The sequence below is a fragment of the Spirosoma fluviale genome (assembly GCF_900230225.1).
Taxonomy (GTDB): Bacteria; Bacteroidota; Bacteroidia; order Cytophagales; family Spirosomataceae; genus Spirosoma; species Spirosoma fluviale.
Window position 1 is genome coordinate 1,839,974 of the sequence record NZ_OCNH01000001.1, and the last position, 20,610, is coordinate 1,860,583.

Consider the following 20,610-nt stretch of genomic DNA (forward strand, 5'->3'; position numbering starts at 1 on the left):
TTAGCGAAGCAGGAGGCTAACCAGTCGGAAAGCTACATACTTTCTCTTGGTACAAATCAGATTTTTTAGTAAATTACGAGTTACTAGATATAAGTAATTGAGTTTACTTTGTTGTCTATTAATGTTAAAAGGTATCTTATATTCCACCTAACAAACCATGCCTTTCTTTTTATTCTGTTTACTCCTCATCGGGATTTGGCCGGGTCGAACTCTTCAGGCTCAGTCGAAAACCGGTCAGTTTAGTTATTTGACCACCCGGGAGGGCCTATCTCAGGATAACGTGACCTGTATTCTCCAGGACCGAAAAGGGTTTATGTGGTTTGGTACGCAGGATGGGCTGAACAAATTTGATGGCTATACTTATACTGTTTACCGGAATGATCCCCGCAAAGTCAATAGCCTTAGTCATAACTTTATTCACATCCTTTTTGAGGACAAACAAGGCCACTTATGGGTGGGTACCGATGATGGCGGTCTCAGTTTGTTTGATGCCAATACCGAAACCTTTACGAACTACAAACACCTTACAGGAAAGACAAACAGCCTGGCTCACAACAAGGTGATGGCCATCACCCAGGATACACAGGGTTATCTCTGGGTAGGTACGGCCGGTGGTGGACTGGATCGGTTTGATCCGCAACAAAAAACCTTCACTCATTTTACCCATCAGGCGTCCAATCCCACCAGCTTAATTGATAATCAAGTCAGTTCTGTCTTCATTGATCAAAGCGGAATTATCTGGATTGGTACCGACGGCAGCGGTCTGGATCGGCTGGATCCGCGAAGTAATTCCTTTACCCATTTTCAGCATGATCCGGCCCGGCCTTATTCCTTAAGTCATAATCGGGTAACTACGTGTCTGGAGGATTCCAGAGGGCGCTTTTGGGTTGGTACCGAAGGGGGTGGCTTAAATCTGCTTGACCGAACCAGTGGGATCTTTACACACATCCGACATTCAACGCAGCAACCGGGACAACTCTCCAATAACGATGTGATGGTGCTGGCCGAGGGCAACGACCATACGTTGTGGATTGGTACCCAAAATGGGGGAATCACACTCCTGCACCCAAGTGGCTCGTTCTCCTATTATACCTATCAGGCCGATACGAACGACGGCCTCAATAATGGCTCCATCTACTCCATGTATCGAGACCCCGTTGGTACAATGTGGGTGGGGACCTATTCGGGGGGCGTTAATAAACTGGATGCACTCCCGTCAAAATTCAACCTATATCAGCGAAGACCTCAAAACACCAATAAACTGTCTCATAATAACATCCTGACGGTTCGGGTCGACCAGGAAGGCGATTTGTGGCTGGGTACGGATGGCGGAGGTATCAATGTTCTCCGAAAAGGGCAGTCTGTTTTTAAAACCTACCAATACACTGGCCGGGATGCTTCGTCAAATCCCCGAAATTTTATCCTCGCCATTTATGAAGATCGCCGGAAGCGTATCTGGACGGGTAGTTTCAAAGGTGGATTAACCCTATTCAACCGGGAAAAGGGCAGCTTTGAACCAAAGGGTAATTTTAGTCTATTGAGTATCAGTGCAATCCTGGAGGCCAGCAATGGCATACTGTGGCTGGGGACTTTCGAAGGGGGGGTTATTCGCTACGACCCGAAAACGGATACAAGTACCCAGTTTGATGCGCATCCCGATCAGGCCGGTCAGCTCAGCTATCACACCATTACAGCCTTGTGGGAGGATCGAAGCGGTAACATCTGGTTGGGCACAGATGGAGGGGGTATTAATATCTTTCATCCCACAACGAAGCGATTTACCCAGTACATACGGGATACCAAAAATGCCGGAAGTTTGCCCAACAATCAGGTTAATGCCCTTTTTGGAAGTAAGTCGGGCCAGCTTTGGATTGGTACCAATAGCGGCTTGAGTCGATTTGATGCGAGTACTCAAACGTTTACTACTTTCCGTAAGGTGAACGGGCTGGCCAACGAAGTGATAAGAGGAATCCTTGAGGATAAGCAGGGTACCCTGTGGTTAAGTACCAACAAAGGGATGAGCTCCTTTAAGCCTGCTACCCATACCGTCCGGAACTATACCGCCAGTGATGGACTCCAGGAAAATTCCTTCAACCGGATGGCCTGTTTTGTAGGAAAGGGCGGGCAGTTGTTTTTTGGGGGGGTAAGCGGCCTCAATAGTTTTAATCCCGACAGCCTGCGCGACAACCGCTTCATTCCACCCGTTTACATTACCGACTTTCAGTTGTTCAACCGGTCGGTCCGGGTAGAGGACCCACAATCCGTTCTTCAGAAGGTTATCAGCGAAACCCGTGATATTACGCTCAACTACGATCAATCGGTACTGTCGTTTGAATTTGCCGCGCTTAATTACACGCTTTCGGGTAAAAATCAGTACGCTTATAAACTCGAAGGCTTCGATGCCGACTGGATTCCGGCGGGTACCAAGCGTACGGTGAGCTATACGAATTTGAATCCGGGAGATTACGTGTTCCGGGTCAGAGCCTCCAATAACGATGGGGGATGGAATAAAAGGGGCACGTTTGTTCGTCTTCATATTATTCCTCCGGTTTGGCAAACGGGTTGGTTTAAAGGTCTGAGTGTCTTGTTGATGCTGTGCGCCCTGTACTGCGTATACCGCCTACGGGTCCAGCACATAAAAGCCCAGCAGGTGTACCTGGAGGGCCAGGTTCGGGAGCGGACCAGCGAGGTTGTGCAACAACGGCAGGAGCTTCAGGATCAGGCCCTTTATGTCGAGTTGTTACAGGCCAAAGTAGACCAGCAGGCGGCTCGCCAGGAGCTTCAGGATAGTGAACAGCGGTTTCGGGAAATGGCGGATAATGTCGATGAAATTTTCTGGATACGGGATTTGCATGAACCCCGGTTTCTTTACATGAACCCGGCTTATGAAACGTTTAGTGGCCAGAGCCCACAAACTTTACAGGAAGATCCACTTTCGTTTTTGACCTGTATTGTGGAAGATGACCAGGTTGCGGTGCGGGAGTCGTTACTGAATCCGGAGCACCAGAGTAGCTTCCGTTTCCGGATCCGTCATTGGGACGGGCGCGTTTTCTGGATGCACGCCCGGGTGTTTCTGGCCAAGAATCAGGACGGTCTGCCCATCCGCTGGGTCGGGATAGCCACCGATATTACGATGGCCATTGAAAAGGAGCGAATTCTTGAAGAGTCTCTGGTAAAAGAGCGCAATCTGAACCAATTGAAGTCGCAGTTCATTGAAACGGCTTCTCATGAGTTCCGGACCCCCCTCACAGTCATTAGTTCGAGCGCGGAACTCGTAAGGTTCTATGTCAATCGGTTTATACCAAGTTCTTCTTTAGCACCAATTACCCGCCATCTCGATGTGCTGTTTACGAAAGTAGGCTCGCTCAATATGTTGATCGATGATACGCTTACCCTGAGTAAAATCGATGAGGGGAAAGTTCGGATACATCTGGAATGGGTCGATCTGGTAGCCCTGAGCCGGGAGGTAATCCAGTCCAGCTTTAACCAGAGTGAGGCTAATGAACAATTGGTTCAGATGGAGGTACGTGGTTGTCCTGTCGATATACAACTGGATCGAAACTTGCTGACCCATGTGCTGACCAACCTGCTGAGCAATGCGTTAAAATTTTCCACCACTTCTCCCCGCCTGATTCTTGAGTTTAAACCTCAGGAAGTAAGGCTGTTGGTGTGCGATGAAGGGATGGGAATACCGGCTAGCGAATTACGGTATTTGTTCAATAAATTCTTCCGGGCTACCAATGTGAACGCCATTCAGGGAACGGGCCTTGGTCTGGCAATTTGCCGGGAATATGTCACGCTACAGGGGGGGCGGATTGAGGTAGAGAGTACAGAAGGTAAAGGGACTACGTTTACCGTTACGCTCCCCCTCATATGAGTTCTCGTAGACCCTTGAGCCGTTACTGGCGAGGGTCATCTTGTTGTTCATCGGGCTAACCGGACAGGCAACCTGCTCAGCTTCTTCAGTCAAGAGACTGCGTGTTCGGTATTCTGTAAAAATTTTGTAGTTTTAGCGTGAACACGTTCATCCTCATGTACATACTCTAGCAACTATGGCAACCCGCAGGACTTTCTTCCGCCAAACCGCAGCCGCAGCGACCGGTGCGCTCACGCTCCCACAGTTTTTACCCGAAACGTTTGCGAATCCAGTCGCCACGGCCGATGTCAGGCTAAAGTCGGCCGCTGAGTGGGCGCAGGATGAAGATTTCTGGTCCTGGATAAAATCAGAGTATACCGTATCCCCTAATCTGCTCAACCTGAACAATGGGGGCGTTTGTCCACAACCCAAAGTAGTGCAGGATGCGCACATTCGATTTTACCAGTATTGCAACGAAGCGCCGTCCTACTACATGTGGCGGATTCTGGATCAGGGTCGGGAAGCCCTGCGGAGTAAACTGGCCGATCTGGGCGGCTGTTCGGCGGAAGAAATTGCCATCAACCGGAACGCTACCGAGGGACTGAATACCGTGATCTTCGGCCTGAATTTAAAAGCGGGTGATGAAGTCGTGCTCACAAAACAGGATTACCCAAACATGCTCAATGCCTGGAAACAGCGTGAAAAGCGGGATGGCATTAAACTGGTTTACCTCGATCTGAACCTGCCCAGCGAAGACGACGACGCCCTGGCCGAGCAGTATATACGGGCGTTTACACCCCGTACCAAAGTGGTGCATGTTACGCATATGATTAACTGGATCGGGCAGGTGATGCCTGTTCGGAAAATTGCCGATGCCGCCCACAAGCGCGGTATCGAAGTTATTGCCGATGGTGCCCACTCATTCGCGCTGTTCGATTTCAAGATTCCCGACCTCGGCTGCGACTATTTTGCGAGTAGCCTCCACAAGTGGCTTTGTGCGCCCTTTGGCAGCGGGATGCTGTATATCAGGCAGAACAAGATCAAAAATGTCTGGGCACTGCTATCGAACAACGAGCCCGATGGACCGGATATCCGTAAATTTGAAAGCCTGGGAACGCGCTCTTTTGCCTCCGAAATGGCCATTGGAACGGCGGTCGATTTTCATAACAGCATTGGCTCGGCCCGCAAGTTCGCCCGTGCTCACTTTCTGAAAAACTACTGGATGGAGCGGGTGAAAGATATTCCCGGCGTTAAGATACATACCTCCTTCAAACCGGAATTTGCGGGGGCTGTGGCAATGTTTTCCATCGACGGCATGAAACCGTCCGAAATAGACGGCCAATTACTGAATCAGTATAAAATACATACGGTAGGTATTGAGTGGGAAAACATTAAAGGGATACGGGTAACGCCCCATATCTACCATTCACCCAAAGACCTGGATCGACTGGTGGCCGCTATCACAACCATCGCCAACAAACAGATTACTGCCGGGAATCAAAAGAAAAGCTAGAAAATCACTGCCTTCGCGTGACAAAAAACGCTGGCTCCAGAAGGGTCAGCGTTTTTATTATCTATCCACACCAACATAAGCCAAACTTGCATTGGCCTATAGTATACAGTCAATACGCAGGATAGCAAAGTAGTGTGGCAATACAGATCCGGTAGACTAGCTGGCCCAAAGGCTTTGAATAACAAATGTCGCTTCCGGAGACTGCCGAATAGTATTTAGCCTACGTCTGCTTTGCAACGTGTGAGTATTTTGAGAAAGAAAAATCTATGGATCAAGTGAAATGGGGTATAATCGGTTGCGGTGATGTAACCGAAGTGAAAAGTGGGCCTGCTTTTAACAAGGTGCCCAATTCTGAATTAGTAGCGGTGATGCGTAGGGATGCCCAAAAAGCGGCCGATTATGCCCTTCGACACAAAGTGCCCGTTTGGTACAGCGATGCCGATGCGCTCATTAATGACCCCAACGTTAACGCCATTTACGTAGCCACGCCACCCGATACCCATGCCGAGTACGCCATCCGGGCCATGCGTGCGGGCAAACCGGTGTACGTTGAAAAACCGATGGCCCTCAATGCGGCTGAATGCGAGGCAATGAATCGGGTGAGTACGGAGACGGGTGTGCCACTCTTTGTCGCTTTTTACCGGCGGGCGCTGCCGTATTTTCTAAAAGTAAAGGAGCTGATCGACCAAAACGTTATCGGCGACATTCGGTGCGTGACAATCCAGCTGCATCAACAGCCAGCCACCGCCGAAAAACAAGATCAGCCTAACTGGCGGGTATCGCCCGAGGTATCCGGTGGGGGACTTTTCCATGATTTAGCCTCCCATCAGTTCGATTTTCTGGAATACGCGCTCGGCCCGATTAAAAGGGCCACCGGTATTGCCCGAAATCAGGCCGGGCTGTATGCCGCCGATGACATCGTTATGGCAAATTTTGCGTTTGAATCGGGTGTGTTGGGTACCGGGAGCTGGTGTTTTACGGTAAACAAAGAGCAGCGGATTGACCAGACACAACTGATTGGCTCCAAAGGCAAAATCACGTTCTGTTTTTTTGAGAAGTTCACCATTCGGGTCGAAACCGACACGGGTCTGGACGAATACTCAATTCCTTTTCCCGAACATGTTCAACAGCCACTTATTGACTTGGTCGTTAAAGACCTGCGTGGTGTGGGCAAAAGCACCAGTACCGGTGAGACAGCCGCAAGAATCAATTACATTCTGGATCAGATAACCGGGCGTTAACTCGTGGTCACTACCGAAAAGGTCAGGCCGGAGTGACTTTGCAAACGGTCAATCAGTTGATCGCCAAACCCGGTGGCTGGTGTATAAAAACCGCCGGGTTTGTCTGTTTTAGCGATATCCTGCGCTAAACAAAGTCCCGCCTGAGCGATCATTTTCGCCGTTGAGCCGTACCCTGGGTCACGGTCGCCGGAAACGCGTACCTGTATTGTTTGACCGGTCTCTGTTTTGCCGTATACATCATGCACAAAAAAACCGGTACGCTGGGCTTCGGGACTGGGACCTTCTCCCGGTTTGGGCAGCAAGCGGCCGATCAACCCCCGTAGAGGGCGGGCAGCTACCGCCAGCATAAACCCACCGATGCCTGCCGTTACCGCTGAAGATGCCAGAAAACCGACGACACCTTTTCCAGTCAGCATAGCTTCGTTGTAGATGAACTGCTGATGATACTGCAAAAACGCATTGGACCGCTGAACCACTCGTTCGTTAACGGCTGCCATCACAAAAGGGGCCATCCAGGCGTTGGCATCGGCGTCGTATTTCACAGATAGGATAGGGGACTGTCTAGGGCGAGTATAGGCAACTGGTGGACAGATGCTATACGGGTTTGCCAGTTCTTTACGCAGGGTCGCATCCGTAGAGGCTTCTTTTACCAGGTTGAGTACACTGGCTATCGTACCACCCGATGCACCGCCTTTGGCGGCTTTCACCCGCATAGTCACCGTTGAGCAGGTCGTGCCAAAATGGGCTTTCGCCTGTTCTTGCAGGTAGTAAACACCCATATCGGACGGGATGGAATCGTAGCCACAACAATGTACAATGCGAGCACCCGTTTGTCGGGCAAGGGTTTCATAGCGGTCGATCATCCGTTTTACCCAGTGAACTTCGCCAGTCAGGTCGCAGTAGTCTGTACCGGTTTCAGCGCAGGCTTTTACCAGTGGCTCGCCATATAAGGCATAAGGGCCAACCGTCGAAACAACCACCTTCGTTTGTTTACACAACCTGGTAAGTGCTTCGGCCGACTGCGCGTCCGCTACGACAAATGGCAATGTAGATGCCGTTTCGCCTAAGGCGTTCCGTACCGCCAGAAGCTTTTTTTCTGACCGTCCCGCGATTGCCCATTTTACGGAGCCATCGCTACCGTACTGGTCGAACAGGTATCGGGTTATAATCTGGCCCACAAAACTGGTAGCGCCATAAACGATAACATCGAAAGTAGGCATAGTAAGGGATATATTTTAGGCGGCAGGTTCAGCTGATGTGAGAATGAGACGCAAGGTATTGCGTCTCTACGTTAAAAAGAAAGACCTTTTGCCAATCTGTATGAATATCCTAATGCCCCTAACCAGCCTACAATCAGCCAGATATACACCGGAAGACCGAACATAATGAGCAACAATCCGCCAATGAAACCGGCTAATATACCCGACAACCAACGCTCGGGATCAATGGTCTGCGGATAAGCAAGTGCGTGTAAAAGCAAAATCCAGCCCCAGCCCGCCAGCCAAAGCCAGAGAATATAATCCAGCCTGATGTCGGTAGGGCAGTTTCGCAGGAGAACCAGTAACTCGGGTAACCAGATAAGCCCATACATGAGCGTATACCGGCCGAATCGCTGAAGCTGGGTAAAGGGTAGGTTCTGTAATAGAAGCAGGTATTTGTGTTCAAACGCACTTACCTGACCGCCCACCTGCGTATGACCCAGCACGGCCAGTAACAGCCCAATCAGGAGAAGGCGCTGGTCGTAGTCGTCCGTGGGGTAAAGCCGACAAACACCCACCAGCAACAGACACGAAAATGCTTTGGTCAGCACGAGCGACAGAGGTTCATGACGGAGCCAATAGGTTGGGAAAAACAGTTCGTACCGTAGCGGAATGGATACATACGGGAGCTGGAGGCTGCCAGGGTTTGGATGCCTTAGTCGATAATCGGCTAGAGCCACGCCCGTGATCGTTAATCCGACTAACACGAGAACAATAGCCGTCAGAGAATCCCACCGCCGGTAGACTGTGGCAATCTGGACCATCCACCCACCATAAGTGATAATAGGAAAAAGAAGTGCCAGTTGCACCCCGAACCACATGGTCAATCGGGCAGGCGTAGGAATGAGCCAGAAGGTTTGTAGAAAAAGGTGCTCGGGAGCGCCTAACTCCTGACGGACGAATGACACCGTTTTGAGCAGATAAAGCCCCCATAGCCCAAAAACAAGAGCCAGCAGCAAAGGCGAACCAAGGGCTGCCGTAATCAGGGCTTTGTGCTCTACGGCGCTCAGAAAGCCAAAGGCTACCAGCAGAATGACCAGAAACGTACCCGCGTTTCGGGCGTAGAAGGCACTTACAAAGACCCGGTTCAGTACGGTCAGCATAGCCGGGATTAAGATGTAGATAAAATAACGCCGTTGCCAACTTGCCAGGTACTCGTTAGCGGTAGGCCCGTCAGGCTGATGTCCTGATGCGACGTAAGCAGAAATGAGACGTCTTGTTCGGACCTAAGCTGCCGAATGTAGTCGAACAGTTTTTCTGCCGTAGCCACGTCCAGAGTCGTTAAGGGTTCGTCGAGGAGCACGAGGCTAGGAGTGCCCAGGAACGCTAGAAGTAAGGATAATTTCTTGAGCATCCCACTCGAAAACTGGCCGGTTGACTGCGTCCAGAAGGTATCGACACCCAGCAGCTTGGCCAGCGATTCGATTTGTCCGGCGGGCGCTTTTTTGGCTTTACCAACAAATCCGGACAGGTCGCGGGCGGTCAGGAAAGTAGGGTAAACGGGCTCGGCTTCGGCATAGTTGACCCGCATCCGGTAGGCTACCGGGTCACGGGTTATGTCAAATTTGCCTTCCAGTTCAATTTGTCCGGAGAAAGGTAACAACCCGGCCACCGTCCGGAAAAACGTGGTTTTCCCCGACCCATTCCCACCCCGGAAGTAATGAAAACCCGGCGGCAACTGTAGGACGGGCACCGTCAAAATGGGTTGCCCGCTGTACGCTTTGGTAAAGTTTGTGACGGTTAACATATCTCTCTACTACCCTTACAATTTCACCCGTAATCGAACGCCACCGACTCCGTTTCTGGCGGGGGCTGCGTTGAAATACCGGTTACCAACGGCGTTGAGGTCGTAGCCTAACGAATAGGTTCGATCCAGCAGATTGTCGCCACTGGCGTACACATCGATTGTCCAGTTTTTACCAAGCGAATGCCGGAATCCAAGGGTTGCCTGAAGTAACTGTGTCGGGTCGGCAAGTACGGTATTGGCATCGTTGAGGTAGAAAGGCGACAGAAACTGGTACGTAACGTGGGCGTACACACCGGCTTTTGTCTCTACATCAATGCCCGTAACGTTGGTCGTTGGCGCTACACCCGGAACTTTGTTATTGGACAGATCTGCGGTGCCCTGCTTGTAATCCCGGAATCGGTATTCAGTGAGGGTCAGGCTATTCCAGAGCCGGAGCATGGAGAATAAACCCGTTGGCGAGGTGTAGTAGGCGGGTGGCAGGAAATCATAACTCAGCTGCGCTTCCAGCCCCCGCTGATCGGTGCGACCCGCGTTGACGAAAAACTCGGCACCAGCTGCATCCGACCGCCGAACAATCGTTTCGGTTAGCCGGAACTGATAAGCCGCGACATCGAACCGTAACCGGCTTCGGAAAGCCGACCCGCGTAATCCTACCTCAAAACTCGTTCCCCGTTCGGCATTCAGGGTGGTGTTGAAACCACCCGCAGACGGACGTACTTCCTGCGTCGATGGAGCTGAATAGCCGGTGCTGATACTGGCAAAAGCCGACACGTTCTGGCCGAAGGTGCGGAGAAGCGCAACGCGTGGCAGCCAGACCGGCGTGAAATTACGGATCAGGGGAATGGCCGGGGCTCCACCTGCCGCCCGCGTTGAAAAACGGGTAAAGCCATACCGAATGTCATTGCGGCTCAGGCCCGCCGTTAGCCGGAAACGAGCGGGCAGTTCGGTTTCGGTTTGCAGGAAAACCGTCGACTGCCGGGCGACTAGTTCCTCATCGGTCTGGATCGTATCGGCAATGCCGCCCCGGTTGCCGAAGTTTCGGACGATGGTGAAGTTGCGCAGATACTCTGCCCCAACCGTAACGACTGTTGGCAGTGGCCCGTTCGGGAAACGAATCTGGGTGATGGTTCGACCGCCGAGTCCTTGGTCGGTGCGTTTTTCGTAGTTGGTGATGAACGGATTGGCAAAGTCGGTGGTGGAGCCGTAGATGACCGTAGTATTCTGAATCCGATCGTTCCAGCGGTACTCGTGCGAAAAGCCCAGGTAGCCCACTTTCTGGTAGATACCCGCCTGTTGGGCGGCACTACTGGGTAAGGTGGCGGTGGCAAAACGAGAGGCTCGTGGATTAGCCTTGAACTGCGCTTCATTTAGCCCCCCCGGCGTCTGGTAATGCAGATCGGAATAGAGCGCCAGTATCGAAATGGTTCGTTTGGGACTCACGTTGAACGAACCCACCAGACTTAGGTTATCCCGCACCACGGCACTTTGGTCACGGTATCCGTCGGATTGTAAGTGGTTATAATTAAGTGAAATTGCCGAGTTGTTTTTGCCGGTCTGCACTGAAATGCCGTTGCCGTACAAACCATAACTGCCACCCAGTGCCGATACTTCCACACTGGTTTGACCGGCCGGTACGCCCAATCCGCTGAACAGAATTGTACCGCCCGTTCCGGCTCCATACAAGCTACCGGATGGACCTTTTATGACTTCAATGCGCCCTAGCGCCCGCACATCGAGGGCATTGAGGGGCGTGTTGCCGCCCGCATCGGTCAGCGGCAGTTCGTTCCAGTACGCTTTGATGTTCCGAACCCCGAACGGCGACCGAATGGCACTCCCCCGAATGGCCAGCCGGTAACTCCCCGGCGACCGTTCATCGGCCCGAACGCCCGGTAAGGTGTTCAGCGCCGGTACCAGCGTGGGCGTACCGAAACGCTGGTTCAAATCCCGACGGGACAGTAGCCCGACCGAGGCCGGGGTTTCCAGCAATCGCCGGTTGGAGGCATACCCCCGCACAACCACTTCGTTGAGTTGAAGGGTATCTTCCAGAGAAGGCGATGACGTTTGGGCGAGAACGGATTGTATACAAACTTGGAAACAAAACGGGAGCAGTAGTAGTCGTTTTTTCATTACCGGGCAAAGGTTGCAGGACAGATAACAGTCCGGAACAGGAGCGATCTTCGCTGCCTGAACCCGTCAGTGTTTCAGAATGCGGAAAATCACACTGGACTTATCTGTTTCAATAGTCAGCAAATATACGCCGGTTGACAGTACGGACAGGTCTTGTTCGTCAATCTCTTTCGCCGTACTTTTTTGTTGCAGCACATTCCCCTGAAGGTCAGTTAACCGTGTTCGATAGGGAGTTGCTGCCCCTTCCTGGCGAATAGTTACCAGACCATTCGTCGGGTTCGGGTACACCAGGAACTGCTTTGCCAGGGCCGGGTCGGTAGCCGTCAGCACGCTTATCTGAACTGTGGATGGCTCGACTAGTCTGCCAAACCCGCATCCGTTGGCTACCTGATATAGTTTGTAAATGCTTGAGGCCGCTGTTGGCGACAAATCAATGGTGTAAGGCGTACTGCTTGCGTATAACAAAGAAACCGGATTAAATTCATTTCCGATCCGGATTGACCAGGGGGCTTCGCCCGTCAGATTTATTTTCAGCTTCACCGGTTTTCCCGGTGTGAAGCCAATTGTGGCTGATTCGAAAGCGGCAGTTGCACTAAACCGCAGTACGAGTGGCACAGGGTTGGTGGAACTGCTTACACCAGCATCCGACGCCACAACCCGTACCCGGTAAAATGAGCCACGGGGCATAGTGGCGGGGATGAGCGCTTTAAGGGGACTTTTCGTGCCAAAAGTAGTCAGGTCGCTGAATTGAGTGCCGGTTGAATCAGATAGTTGAACCGTAAATCGATTCGTCGCGGAGAACGTCCCCCTGGTGTCAAAAATTACCTGTATGGTATCATTTGAACAGATCGTTCCGGCTCCACTAACGTCCGCAGTCATTACCTGCCGGTCGGAGGGAGGGTTAACGGTTACCGTCGCTGAGCCCGAGAATTGACCTGCCCCGCAAGCATTCGATACGGATGCCAGTTGGTACGTAGTGGTTTGGGTTGGTCTGACGTTTAGGTCGAAGGAGGGTGGCCAGGGAAAAAATTCACCCGACTCACCCGTAGATAATGTATATTGGATGGGGTAGCCGTACCCGTTGAACGGCTGATTTGACTTTAGTCGTATGTTGGCGGTTTGCTGTGGATTGATAACGGAATTGCCACCCAGTGTAACGATGGGCGTCGATAAAAGCTGGAAACTCATTTGGGTTTCCTGTACCGGATTAGTCGAAACCAGTTTTAACGAATAGCTATTGCCGACCGTCAAACTGCCTGGCATACTAAGTTGAAAGGTGCCCTGGGTAGCTGCGGTAGAATCGAGCCAGCGTACCGTGGTTCCGTCTACCAAACCAATCTTGATCCGGTTGCCCGGTTCAAAATCGCCCTGAGCATTGTAGGTAACGGGTATTTTAGATCCGGCGCAGAAAATATTGTTGTTCATGCTGATCGACAAGGTGGGTTTGATCCGTACGGATACTTCACCCGAAGCGGTTCCGTAGCCGCAGGAATTCGTAACTGCCTGGATGGTGTAGACCGTCTTCGATTTCGGGTTTATGTACATCGTGCCCGGACTGGATGAAAATACTTGTCGCAGTCCATTCGTAAATAATACGGTCCAGTCGGGCGAGCCTGTAAAATTTACCCGTAAAACGGCCGAACTGCCGGGGAATAAATCGAATGTGGAAACGCCATTATCTGTTGACAAAAGTGCCGTTGCTTTCCGGCGTACCCGAATGGTTTGGTTTGGCGATGCAATTGCGAGGTTCGATACCAGCCGAATCACGTAATCGCCGGTCTGGAGGGTGTCGGGGAGCGTAACAACCACCGGATTGGTCCTGATCGACGAGGCCAGCGTACGAAATTCGGTGGCGTTGGCTCGCCGGTACTCGACCGACAGGCTAATGGCGGGGTCGGGTTGTCCAACCATGACATACGGCAGGGTGAGCGTACTACCGGCGCAATAGGCAACGGGCTCGTAAGTTTGGCCGGTAATGGCCGGTGTTTTCAGGCTATAGGGAAGAATCCGGTGGGTAGTCGATTGATTGACCGGAACCGGACCACAGGCATTGGAAATAGAGTTTACCGTAAAGTTTGTCGTTCCGTTAACCGGGTAACTGAGGTCTGTACTGTACCAACCCGATGAGACGAGGCTGTAGTTGGTTCCACCGAGAGTATAGTTGATGGTTACCGGCGTTCCGCCCAGGTAATTAATGGTTCGGGTAACGGTACCAGGTTGCAGCAGTTCTTCCGAAAGCGCATTGATGCTCACATTGTAAACCGGCCTATGGATAGTCAAATACCGGTCTTCACTAAACACAACCGGATTTGTGGAAGCAATGCGAAATGCCGTTTCACTGCCGCCGGTGCTATACCAGCCAAAATCGGTTGGTAGTTTGAATTTGATGGTTCCAGATTTGGTAGTTGTAGCCCAGGTATTCGGGAAGCTGCAGCACGTACTGCCGTCTCGGGATTGAATACGAAACTGATTGCCGGGAGCAAACTCGCCGGTTGTTTCAAAGCTAAGTTCGATGCTGTCGCCCTGACAGGCAACGCCTTTGTAGGGTTTGACATAGATGAAATAGCCGTCCGTATTCCTGACCGTCAACGATCCCTGCGCTGGGTTATTCGTAACGAAACAGGCGTTCCTGACCGACTTCACCCGAAAGGTTCGGGAAGTATTGCCCGGCACCGAAACCGCCGATACATTGTCCCAAATGCTTGTACTGGCCGTTTCGCCGGTTTCCATCTCCAGCTGGTAGGGGCCACCTCCGTCGCCAGTCCAGAACCAGTTTACCTGTTGTTGCGGCTTATCAATCGTATAAACATTATTGTCCGACCAGCGCATAGTGGGGTAGGTCAGGATGTTCAGATTCCCCTTCGCTTCAGAAGTGTAAGCCGGTTGAGTACTGCTTACTTCAATGGTAAACGACCGATTACGGAACGTCTGGTTTTGAGGTAATGTGAACAAGGGGACTTTCACGGTCAGGTAGTTGCCCTGTTGCTGAGCAGGAATAGCATTGGACACCACACCCGAACTGTGCCGGAAACGGACCAGAAATTGGTTATTGGCACCCAGCGACAGGTTGTGCAAAAACTTGATCCGCAGGGTCTGCCCTTCGCAAATAGCCCCCTCACTAACCGAGTCGATGGCGATTCCCGGATTGACGGTCATAATAACACTGCTGGCTATGGGCATGGGAGCAGACCCGCAACCCGTTTGAAGGGACTTAACCGTATACGTTGTTGTCTGACTGGGACGAACAGAGGTCTGAACCGGGTAATCGGAGTAGTAGTCGGAACGTAAGACTGTACCGTCGCTTAAAAGGGCGCTAAAGGGCTGCTGCCCCTGAAATTTAAGCCCCAGATCAACCGTCTGACCAATGGCAATGGTGCGGCTCTCGGAGGTGAAAATGGCAGAGGACGCTGGCCGGATGGCAACATAATACCCTGCATGGTCGCTTAGGGTAGCCGGTGCGGTAGACCGTACCCGAACGGAGTAGTACGAGCCCGTGTAGTTAGCCTGGGCAGACACCGTAGGCGGGATTGTCGCTTTCAAAAGACCATTGTCCAGAACAGCGTCGAACTCGTAAGTGATTGAGGGGTCTTCCTGGCCCGAATAGGCATTATACCCGGTAAGCCGGATTTTAAATTGGTTGTTGGCGGTAAATGCACCGTCCTGCGTCGAATACCCAACGCGTAACTCACTGCCGATACACAGTTGATTGGCGTTGACGGATGCAGTCCGGACACTTATGGGGTTGACCTGCACCGTAGCCGACCCGCTGCTCACGCCCACACCACACACATTACTGATCCGGGCAATGCTGTAGGTAGTCGTGGTCTTCGGATTTACCAGCTGGGTTGCTACGAAAGTGCCCGACTGATAATAGCCGCTCGAAAGTGTAAACTGACTACTATCCGTTAGGACAACATTTACCGGTCCGGAGCCGTCGACCGTAAACTGCAACCCCGTTGGCTCCAGTGGATTGATTACCGGTATGGTGGGGGCCGTCAGGGTGACCGATGCCCGCCGATTCAGGTAGAAGTAGCTGAACCACTCACTCTTGAGCGCAGGTTTGGTAGAGGCTAAGCGGACTTGCAGGCCGCTCTGAAGAACATAGTCCGGGAAGTTCAGATCCTTGATGGTAAAAGCTACTTTCCCATTTTTGACGGTGGCTGGAAACGTCTTGACATACGCGTCATTGTAATAACCGCGTACATCGATAGTGAAGACGTTTTCTGTGGCAAGTGCAACCGTAGAACTATAAGTAAGCAGGCTTTCCTGATCATAACAGACGTTTGATACAGATTGAATAGTTAACGTTTGGGCAAAAAGAAGTGAGCTGGAAAGAAACCAGACTGCTAGTAAGTAAACAAAATGCATGTGGAAGGATAGCTCTATTAAAACAACCTTCAATAATAAGTAAATATGAGCTTCCTACCAACTGTCTGATGGATCAGCTTTTTTGTGAAAAATTGACTATTTCATGAAATTAGAGTTAACGGTTTGCTTGCCTTGTTTCTGTTGACGTATACGTTTGGGGCCATAGTATAAGTAGAAGCCGGTAATTGAAAAAAGTAATAGAGCGACCGCTGTTATTGTGGTATACAGTAGTTTGGCCGGTTCATCGCCCAATTGAAGCAGTGAGTCCCAATAAGACCCATCATGCAGGTGCTCCACAAAATCAGATCGCCGACGCTCAATATGCAACACCTGTCCGGTTTTACAATCTAACTGAATTCCCCAGTAATGATCCGCAAAAACAAATTTGACCATGCCTTTTTTTGGGCGTATATCAATTCGATCCAGGCTGGTTGACAGATCCCCGGAAACGGAGTCGCGTAGTGTTTGAAAGGCTATTTGTTTCAATGAGTCGATTGGCAACCAGGATTTTGAGTCGGTCGAGACACCTTGGTATGACTTCGCCAGCAAATAACCGCCCGAATGTTTTTTCCAGCCTAACAGCAAGCCTGTAACTGAAATAAGGATGAAGAAGATAAATAATGACCCGCCTAAAATACTGTGCACTTTTCGGTACAGACGCAGTCGGCGAACACTGGCTTTATTGTCGTTCATATACTAATTTTTAGAAGGGATGGCAATTGGTACAATAAGATAGGTAGCGGCTCAGTAACTGCCAATTTATTGTTTTCTTCGTAGACTCGATCTATCGGTTCTAAAGGAATGAATTTAGGTCCGGAAAGCTGGTGCCCGAATAAACGGATCGGCAGCGAGACCCAACGACCTTTGATCGCACAGTTAATCGCCGATGATGAATTTGCCAACTGCGTTTCCTGGTCGAAAAGGAGTGCATCTTTAGATAAGGTTTTTTCGGCTTTTTCGTTATATTTGTTTCAAATCAAGCGGTTTGCTGGCCAGGAAGTTAAGGTCAGCGGTTTTTCACCATCATTCAGCTGTTACCTTGATATTTCAGGAATTTAATCTTCACGACGACCTGCTGGCCGGCGTGGACGCCATGAATTACTTAAAAGCCACTCCTATTCAGGAGATGGCTATTCCCAAAATACTTGCCGGAAAAGACCTGATCGCCAGTGCGCAGACGGGCACCGGTAAAACGGCGGCTTACCTTATTCCGCTTCTCGACAAAATCTCCCACACCGACCACGACCATACCAGCACGCTCATTCTGGTACCCACGCGTGAGTTGGCCAAACAGATCGACGAGCAGGTCGAAGGCTTTGGTTATTTCGTCCAGGCCAACAGCATTGCCATCTATGGCGGGGGCAAAGGCGATGATTGGGATAAGCAACGGAAAGCCCTCGAAACCGGTGCCGACATTATTATTGCCACACCCGGACGCCTGATTGCGCACATGCAGCTTGGCTATGTCAAGTTCGACAAGATTGACTATCTGGTGCTCGATGAGGCCGATAAGATGCTCGATATGGGTTTCTCGGACGATATTATGAATATCGTTGAGAAGATTCCCGCCAAGCGCCAAACGCTGCTGTTCTCGGCAACGATGCCCAATAAAATCCGGGAGTTTTCGAAAAAGCTTTTAACCGATCCCGAAGAAATCCGGCTGGCCGTTTCAAAACCGGCTGCGGGTATCGACCAGCAGTTCTACATGGCATTCGACAACCAGAAACTGCCGTTGCTGGCTCATTTAATTAAAAACAGCACGAAACCGGTGCAGAGCATGGTGCTGTTTACATCTCGCAAGTCGGAAGTCAACAGCATCGTTCGTGCCTTGAGTAAGCTTAATTACGAAGCCCGTGGCATCAGCTCTGATCTGGAGCAGGACGACCGCGAGGTGGTTTTGCGGGACTTCAAAAATAAAGCATTCCCGATCCTGGTTGCCACCGATGTGCTCTCGCGGGGCATCGACATCGACAACCTCACGCACGTAGTGAACTACGACATTCCCCGCGATGCTGAGGATTACGTTCACCGGATTGGCCGGACCGCACGGGCGGCTACGACCGGAACGGCCATTACATTCGTGAGCGATCAGGACCAGAATCGGATCGTCAGTATCGAAAAACTCATTGAGCGTGAAGTCGACAAACAAGCCATTACCGAAGAGCTGGGCATGGGCAAATCGCCGGTGTTCGATCCGAAACGGTTCAGTGGCCGACGGGGCGATAGCTCGCGGAGTGGAAACGCTCGCGGTGCCAGTGTCGCCGGGAAAGGTGGCCGCGATGGTGGTCGACGGCGCGACGACCGTAGCGGTAGCGACCGTAGTGGTAACGACCGTAGCGGCAGCGACCGTAGCGGCAGCGACCGTAGCGGCAGCGAACGAGGTCAGGGTGAGCGACGGAACGACACCCGAAACGGGCAACCGCGTTCCGTCGATGCGTCTGTAACCGCTGAGCCAAAGGCCGTTGTGGCTACCGATGCAGCTTTGCCCGTTGGTGGCGTTACTGCTGCTGGCGAAGCGACCGACAAACCAAAGCGTCGTAAAAAGCGTCGGCGGGGACCGAAACCGGAAGGGCAGGAAACGGGCCAACAAACCCAGTCCCGGAAACCAACGGAATTAACTCCCGTAGCCGACAATTAAAGAATCCAGCAACGACTTATTTATGCTGTGCCGACTGGCTTTGCATTCGTAACGGATATAAAAGAAATCCCCCTCAGGATTCATTCTGAGGGGGATTTCTCATGGTTGGCGTTGCGGGGCCAGAACTAGTAATTTGGATTTTGAGTCGCCACCGTCGAAGTCGTTGGATTTAAAACAGCTTCATCGGCGGGTACATCCCAGTAATCCATGAAGTTGTAGTTGATCGTAACATTCTTATTGACTACCCCCTCCGTGGTTACCAGCGTATTGCCGTAGCTGCCCCCGCCCACTGAAATGTCGTACGTCCAGCCCCAACGCCGGTTATCGTAGAATCCCAGGCCACGCCCAAACAAAGCAACTCGTCGTTCTTTTGTCAGTTCGGTAAGTGCTCCGGCCAGGCTTAAACCGCTTCCTTTTACGGTTGCTACCCCCGCGCCCTGATACGTTCTGACTGCATCGATATATCCCAGGCCGGTTTCGATGTTGCCGAGCCGGATGTTGGCTTCGGCCAGCATCAGTTGGTTCTCTTCGTAACTGCCCGCAATATAAAGCTCATAAGCCCCAACATCTTTAGTGCCGTACACGTATACGCCGGGCATGCCATTCCCATTGGCGGTCAAACTATACCGGGTAGTGAAGGTATAGTTGTTCTTGTAAGTCGTGTTGGTATTGAAGTTGTTGGTCAGCCGTTTGTCGCCCGCATTGAAGGATTGAATAAAGCGCTCGCTGATCTTGAAGGTAGTCGACGTATTTACCCCCGTCGTCAGCGCAGCCGTCGTTCCGCCGGAAGCCGAAAAGAAAAAGTTAGAGGGCGTACTTCGGCCGGTAAAAACGACATCGCCCCGCTGAATTCCGGCAGTGGACAGTGTAAGAACGCTGTTCCAGTCGGCCGGGGTCATGGCTGTTGTCGATGATTTGGTAATGGTAGCCGCCGGATTGCCGTTCACAAACGGAGCCAGTTTGTTGACCATAATATTGCGGGCCAGCATGGTGTTGATGTTACGTTTCCACATATCGATGGTAGGAACGCCCCCGTTTCCCACCTGCGTGAACGCCGGGATCAACCGCGAAATTACCTCCTGATAATCGCTGTTGCTGGTAATTGCAGTCAGCGTAGTAGTGGCCAGATTGTAATACGTATTCGACTGGTTGATAATGGCATCGTGCAGGACATAGTCACTATTGGTCACGCCTGCCTTATCCTCAATCAGCCCCGCGTAATACATCGAACCGATGGAGGCATACGCATAGCCTTTCCACCAGTAGGCCCACGCTTTTATGGTATTGGAGCGGCTGGCCGCATCCCCCGCGAAGGGAATAGTACCTACTAAATCCAGCGTTTGATTGCAGGCATTGTTGAGGGCGTACATATTCAGCCACTGGTAGTACAGCGGGTTATTGCCCGCCCCCGTTGCCGCCCGTGTATTGTACGACCGGATGATGCTTACCTGCGGAGACGGATTTGCCACTTTGGTGCCATCGTCCAGAATGATGTAATCGGGTACGCCGATGGTCGTGATCTGGTTGTTGGAAGCATCGGCTCCGAGGTTATCGGCCATCAGTTCGCTATAGCCCCAGGGTAGCGAGAAATAGCTGTTCCCCAGCCAGTCGTCCCCGTTATAAAACCCATTGACATATACACCACCCTGGGCAAACGAGATGATACCCGCTTCGGTATTGACGTTGGCCGTCGTGGTTGGCGCGTTCGGGTTGCCAACGTCCAGTTGCTCCTTGCAGGAAACTCCGCTTAGGAGTGCCACCGTTAAACAGACCGTGGTAACGAATTTATGTTTATGGAATCGTTTCATCTTGAGCGAAATTGAGTTGGGAGTGTTAAGTGTCTGATCAGTAGTCGGTTATT

The 20,610-nt window shown here is 51.5% G+C and carries 12 protein-coding genes; 5 read left to right on the forward strand and 7 right to left on the reverse strand.

Features of this window, described 5'->3' with window-relative positions:
- The first annotated feature begins 157 nt into the window (after window positions 1–157).
- The 3 genes from CRO74_RS07775 (at window position 158) to CRO74_RS07785 (ending at window position 6,610) form a co-directional block, all read left to right on the forward strand.
- Entirely contained in the window at window positions 158–3,877 is a 3,720-nt protein-coding gene (locus CRO74_RS07775; RefSeq protein WP_097125409.1) for a two-component regulator propeller domain-containing protein, read from the forward strand.
- A gap of 175 nt (window positions 3,878–4,052) precedes the next feature.
- Entirely contained in the window at window positions 4,053–5,369 is a 1,317-nt protein-coding gene (locus CRO74_RS07780; protein ID WP_097125410.1) for an aminotransferase class V-fold PLP-dependent enzyme, read from the forward strand.
- A gap of 266 nt (window positions 5,370–5,635) precedes the next feature.
- Window positions 5,636–6,610: a Gfo/Idh/MocA family protein gene (locus CRO74_RS07785; RefSeq protein WP_097125411.1), complete on the forward strand. Its 975-nt coding sequence runs from the start codon at window positions 5,636–5,638 to the stop codon at window positions 6,608–6,610.
- Here the strand turns inward: CRO74_RS07785 and CRO74_RS07790 are convergent.
- The 6 genes from CRO74_RS07790 to CRO74_RS07815 form a co-directional block, all read right to left on the reverse strand.
- Window positions 6,607–7,830, reverse strand: coding sequence for a saccharopine dehydrogenase family protein (locus tag CRO74_RS07790; protein WP_097125412.1), 1,224 nt, complete (start codon window positions 7,828–7,830; stop codon window positions 6,607–6,609). The two genes, CRO74_RS07785 and CRO74_RS07790, sit on opposite strands and share 4 nt — an antisense overlap.
- A 71-nt stretch (window positions 7,831–7,901) precedes the next feature.
- Complete coding sequence (locus CRO74_RS07795; RefSeq protein WP_097125413.1) at window positions 7,902–8,972, reverse strand: hypothetical protein; 1,071 nt, start codon at window positions 8,970–8,972, stop codon at window positions 7,902–7,904.
- A gap of 8 nt (window positions 8,973–8,980) precedes the next feature.
- A complete protein-coding gene (locus CRO74_RS07800) occupies window positions 8,981–9,616 on the reverse strand; it encodes an ABC transporter ATP-binding protein (RefSeq protein ID WP_097125414.1) in 636 nt (211 codons plus the stop codon).
- A gap of 15 nt (window positions 9,617–9,631) precedes the next feature.
- On the reverse strand, window positions 9,632–11,743 hold the full coding sequence (locus tag CRO74_RS07805; protein WP_097125415.1) for a TonB-dependent receptor: 2,112 nt from the start codon (window positions 11,741–11,743) through the stop codon (window positions 9,632–9,634).
- Window positions 11,744–11,809: 66 nt separating this feature from the next.
- On the reverse strand, window positions 11,810–16,111 hold the full coding sequence (locus CRO74_RS07810) for a T9SS type A sorting domain-containing protein (RefSeq protein WP_097125416.1): 4,302 nt from the start codon (window positions 16,109–16,111) through the stop codon (window positions 11,810–11,812).
- A 96-nt stretch (window positions 16,112–16,207) separates the two neighbouring features.
- Window positions 16,208–16,804: a PepSY domain-containing protein gene (locus tag CRO74_RS07815; RefSeq protein WP_097125417.1), complete on the reverse strand. Its 597-nt coding sequence runs from the start codon at window positions 16,802–16,804 to the stop codon at window positions 16,208–16,210.
- 108 nt (window positions 16,805–16,912) lie between these two features.
- On the opposite strand from CRO74_RS07815, the gene CRO74_RS07820 reads away from it, so the two are divergent.
- The gene (locus CRO74_RS07820) at window positions 16,913–17,170 is read left to right on the forward strand and encodes a hypothetical protein (protein ID WP_097125418.1); all 258 of its coding nucleotides are present in this window, start codon (window positions 16,913–16,915) and stop codon (window positions 17,168–17,170) included.
- Between the two features lie 34 nt (window positions 17,171–17,204).
- Window positions 17,205–18,749, forward strand: a complete 1,545-nt coding sequence (locus tag CRO74_RS07825) for a DEAD/DEAH box helicase (RefSeq protein WP_245877816.1) — start codon at window positions 17,205–17,207, stop codon at window positions 18,747–18,749.
- Window positions 18,750–18,874: 125 nt separating this feature from the next.
- Here CRO74_RS07825 and CRO74_RS07830 read toward each other — a convergent pair whose 3' ends face one another.
- On the reverse strand, window positions 18,875–20,557 hold the full coding sequence (locus tag CRO74_RS07830) for a RagB/SusD family nutrient uptake outer membrane protein (protein WP_097125420.1): 1,683 nt from the start codon (window positions 20,555–20,557) through the stop codon (window positions 18,875–18,877).
- Window positions 20,558–20,610 lie beyond the last annotated feature (53 nt).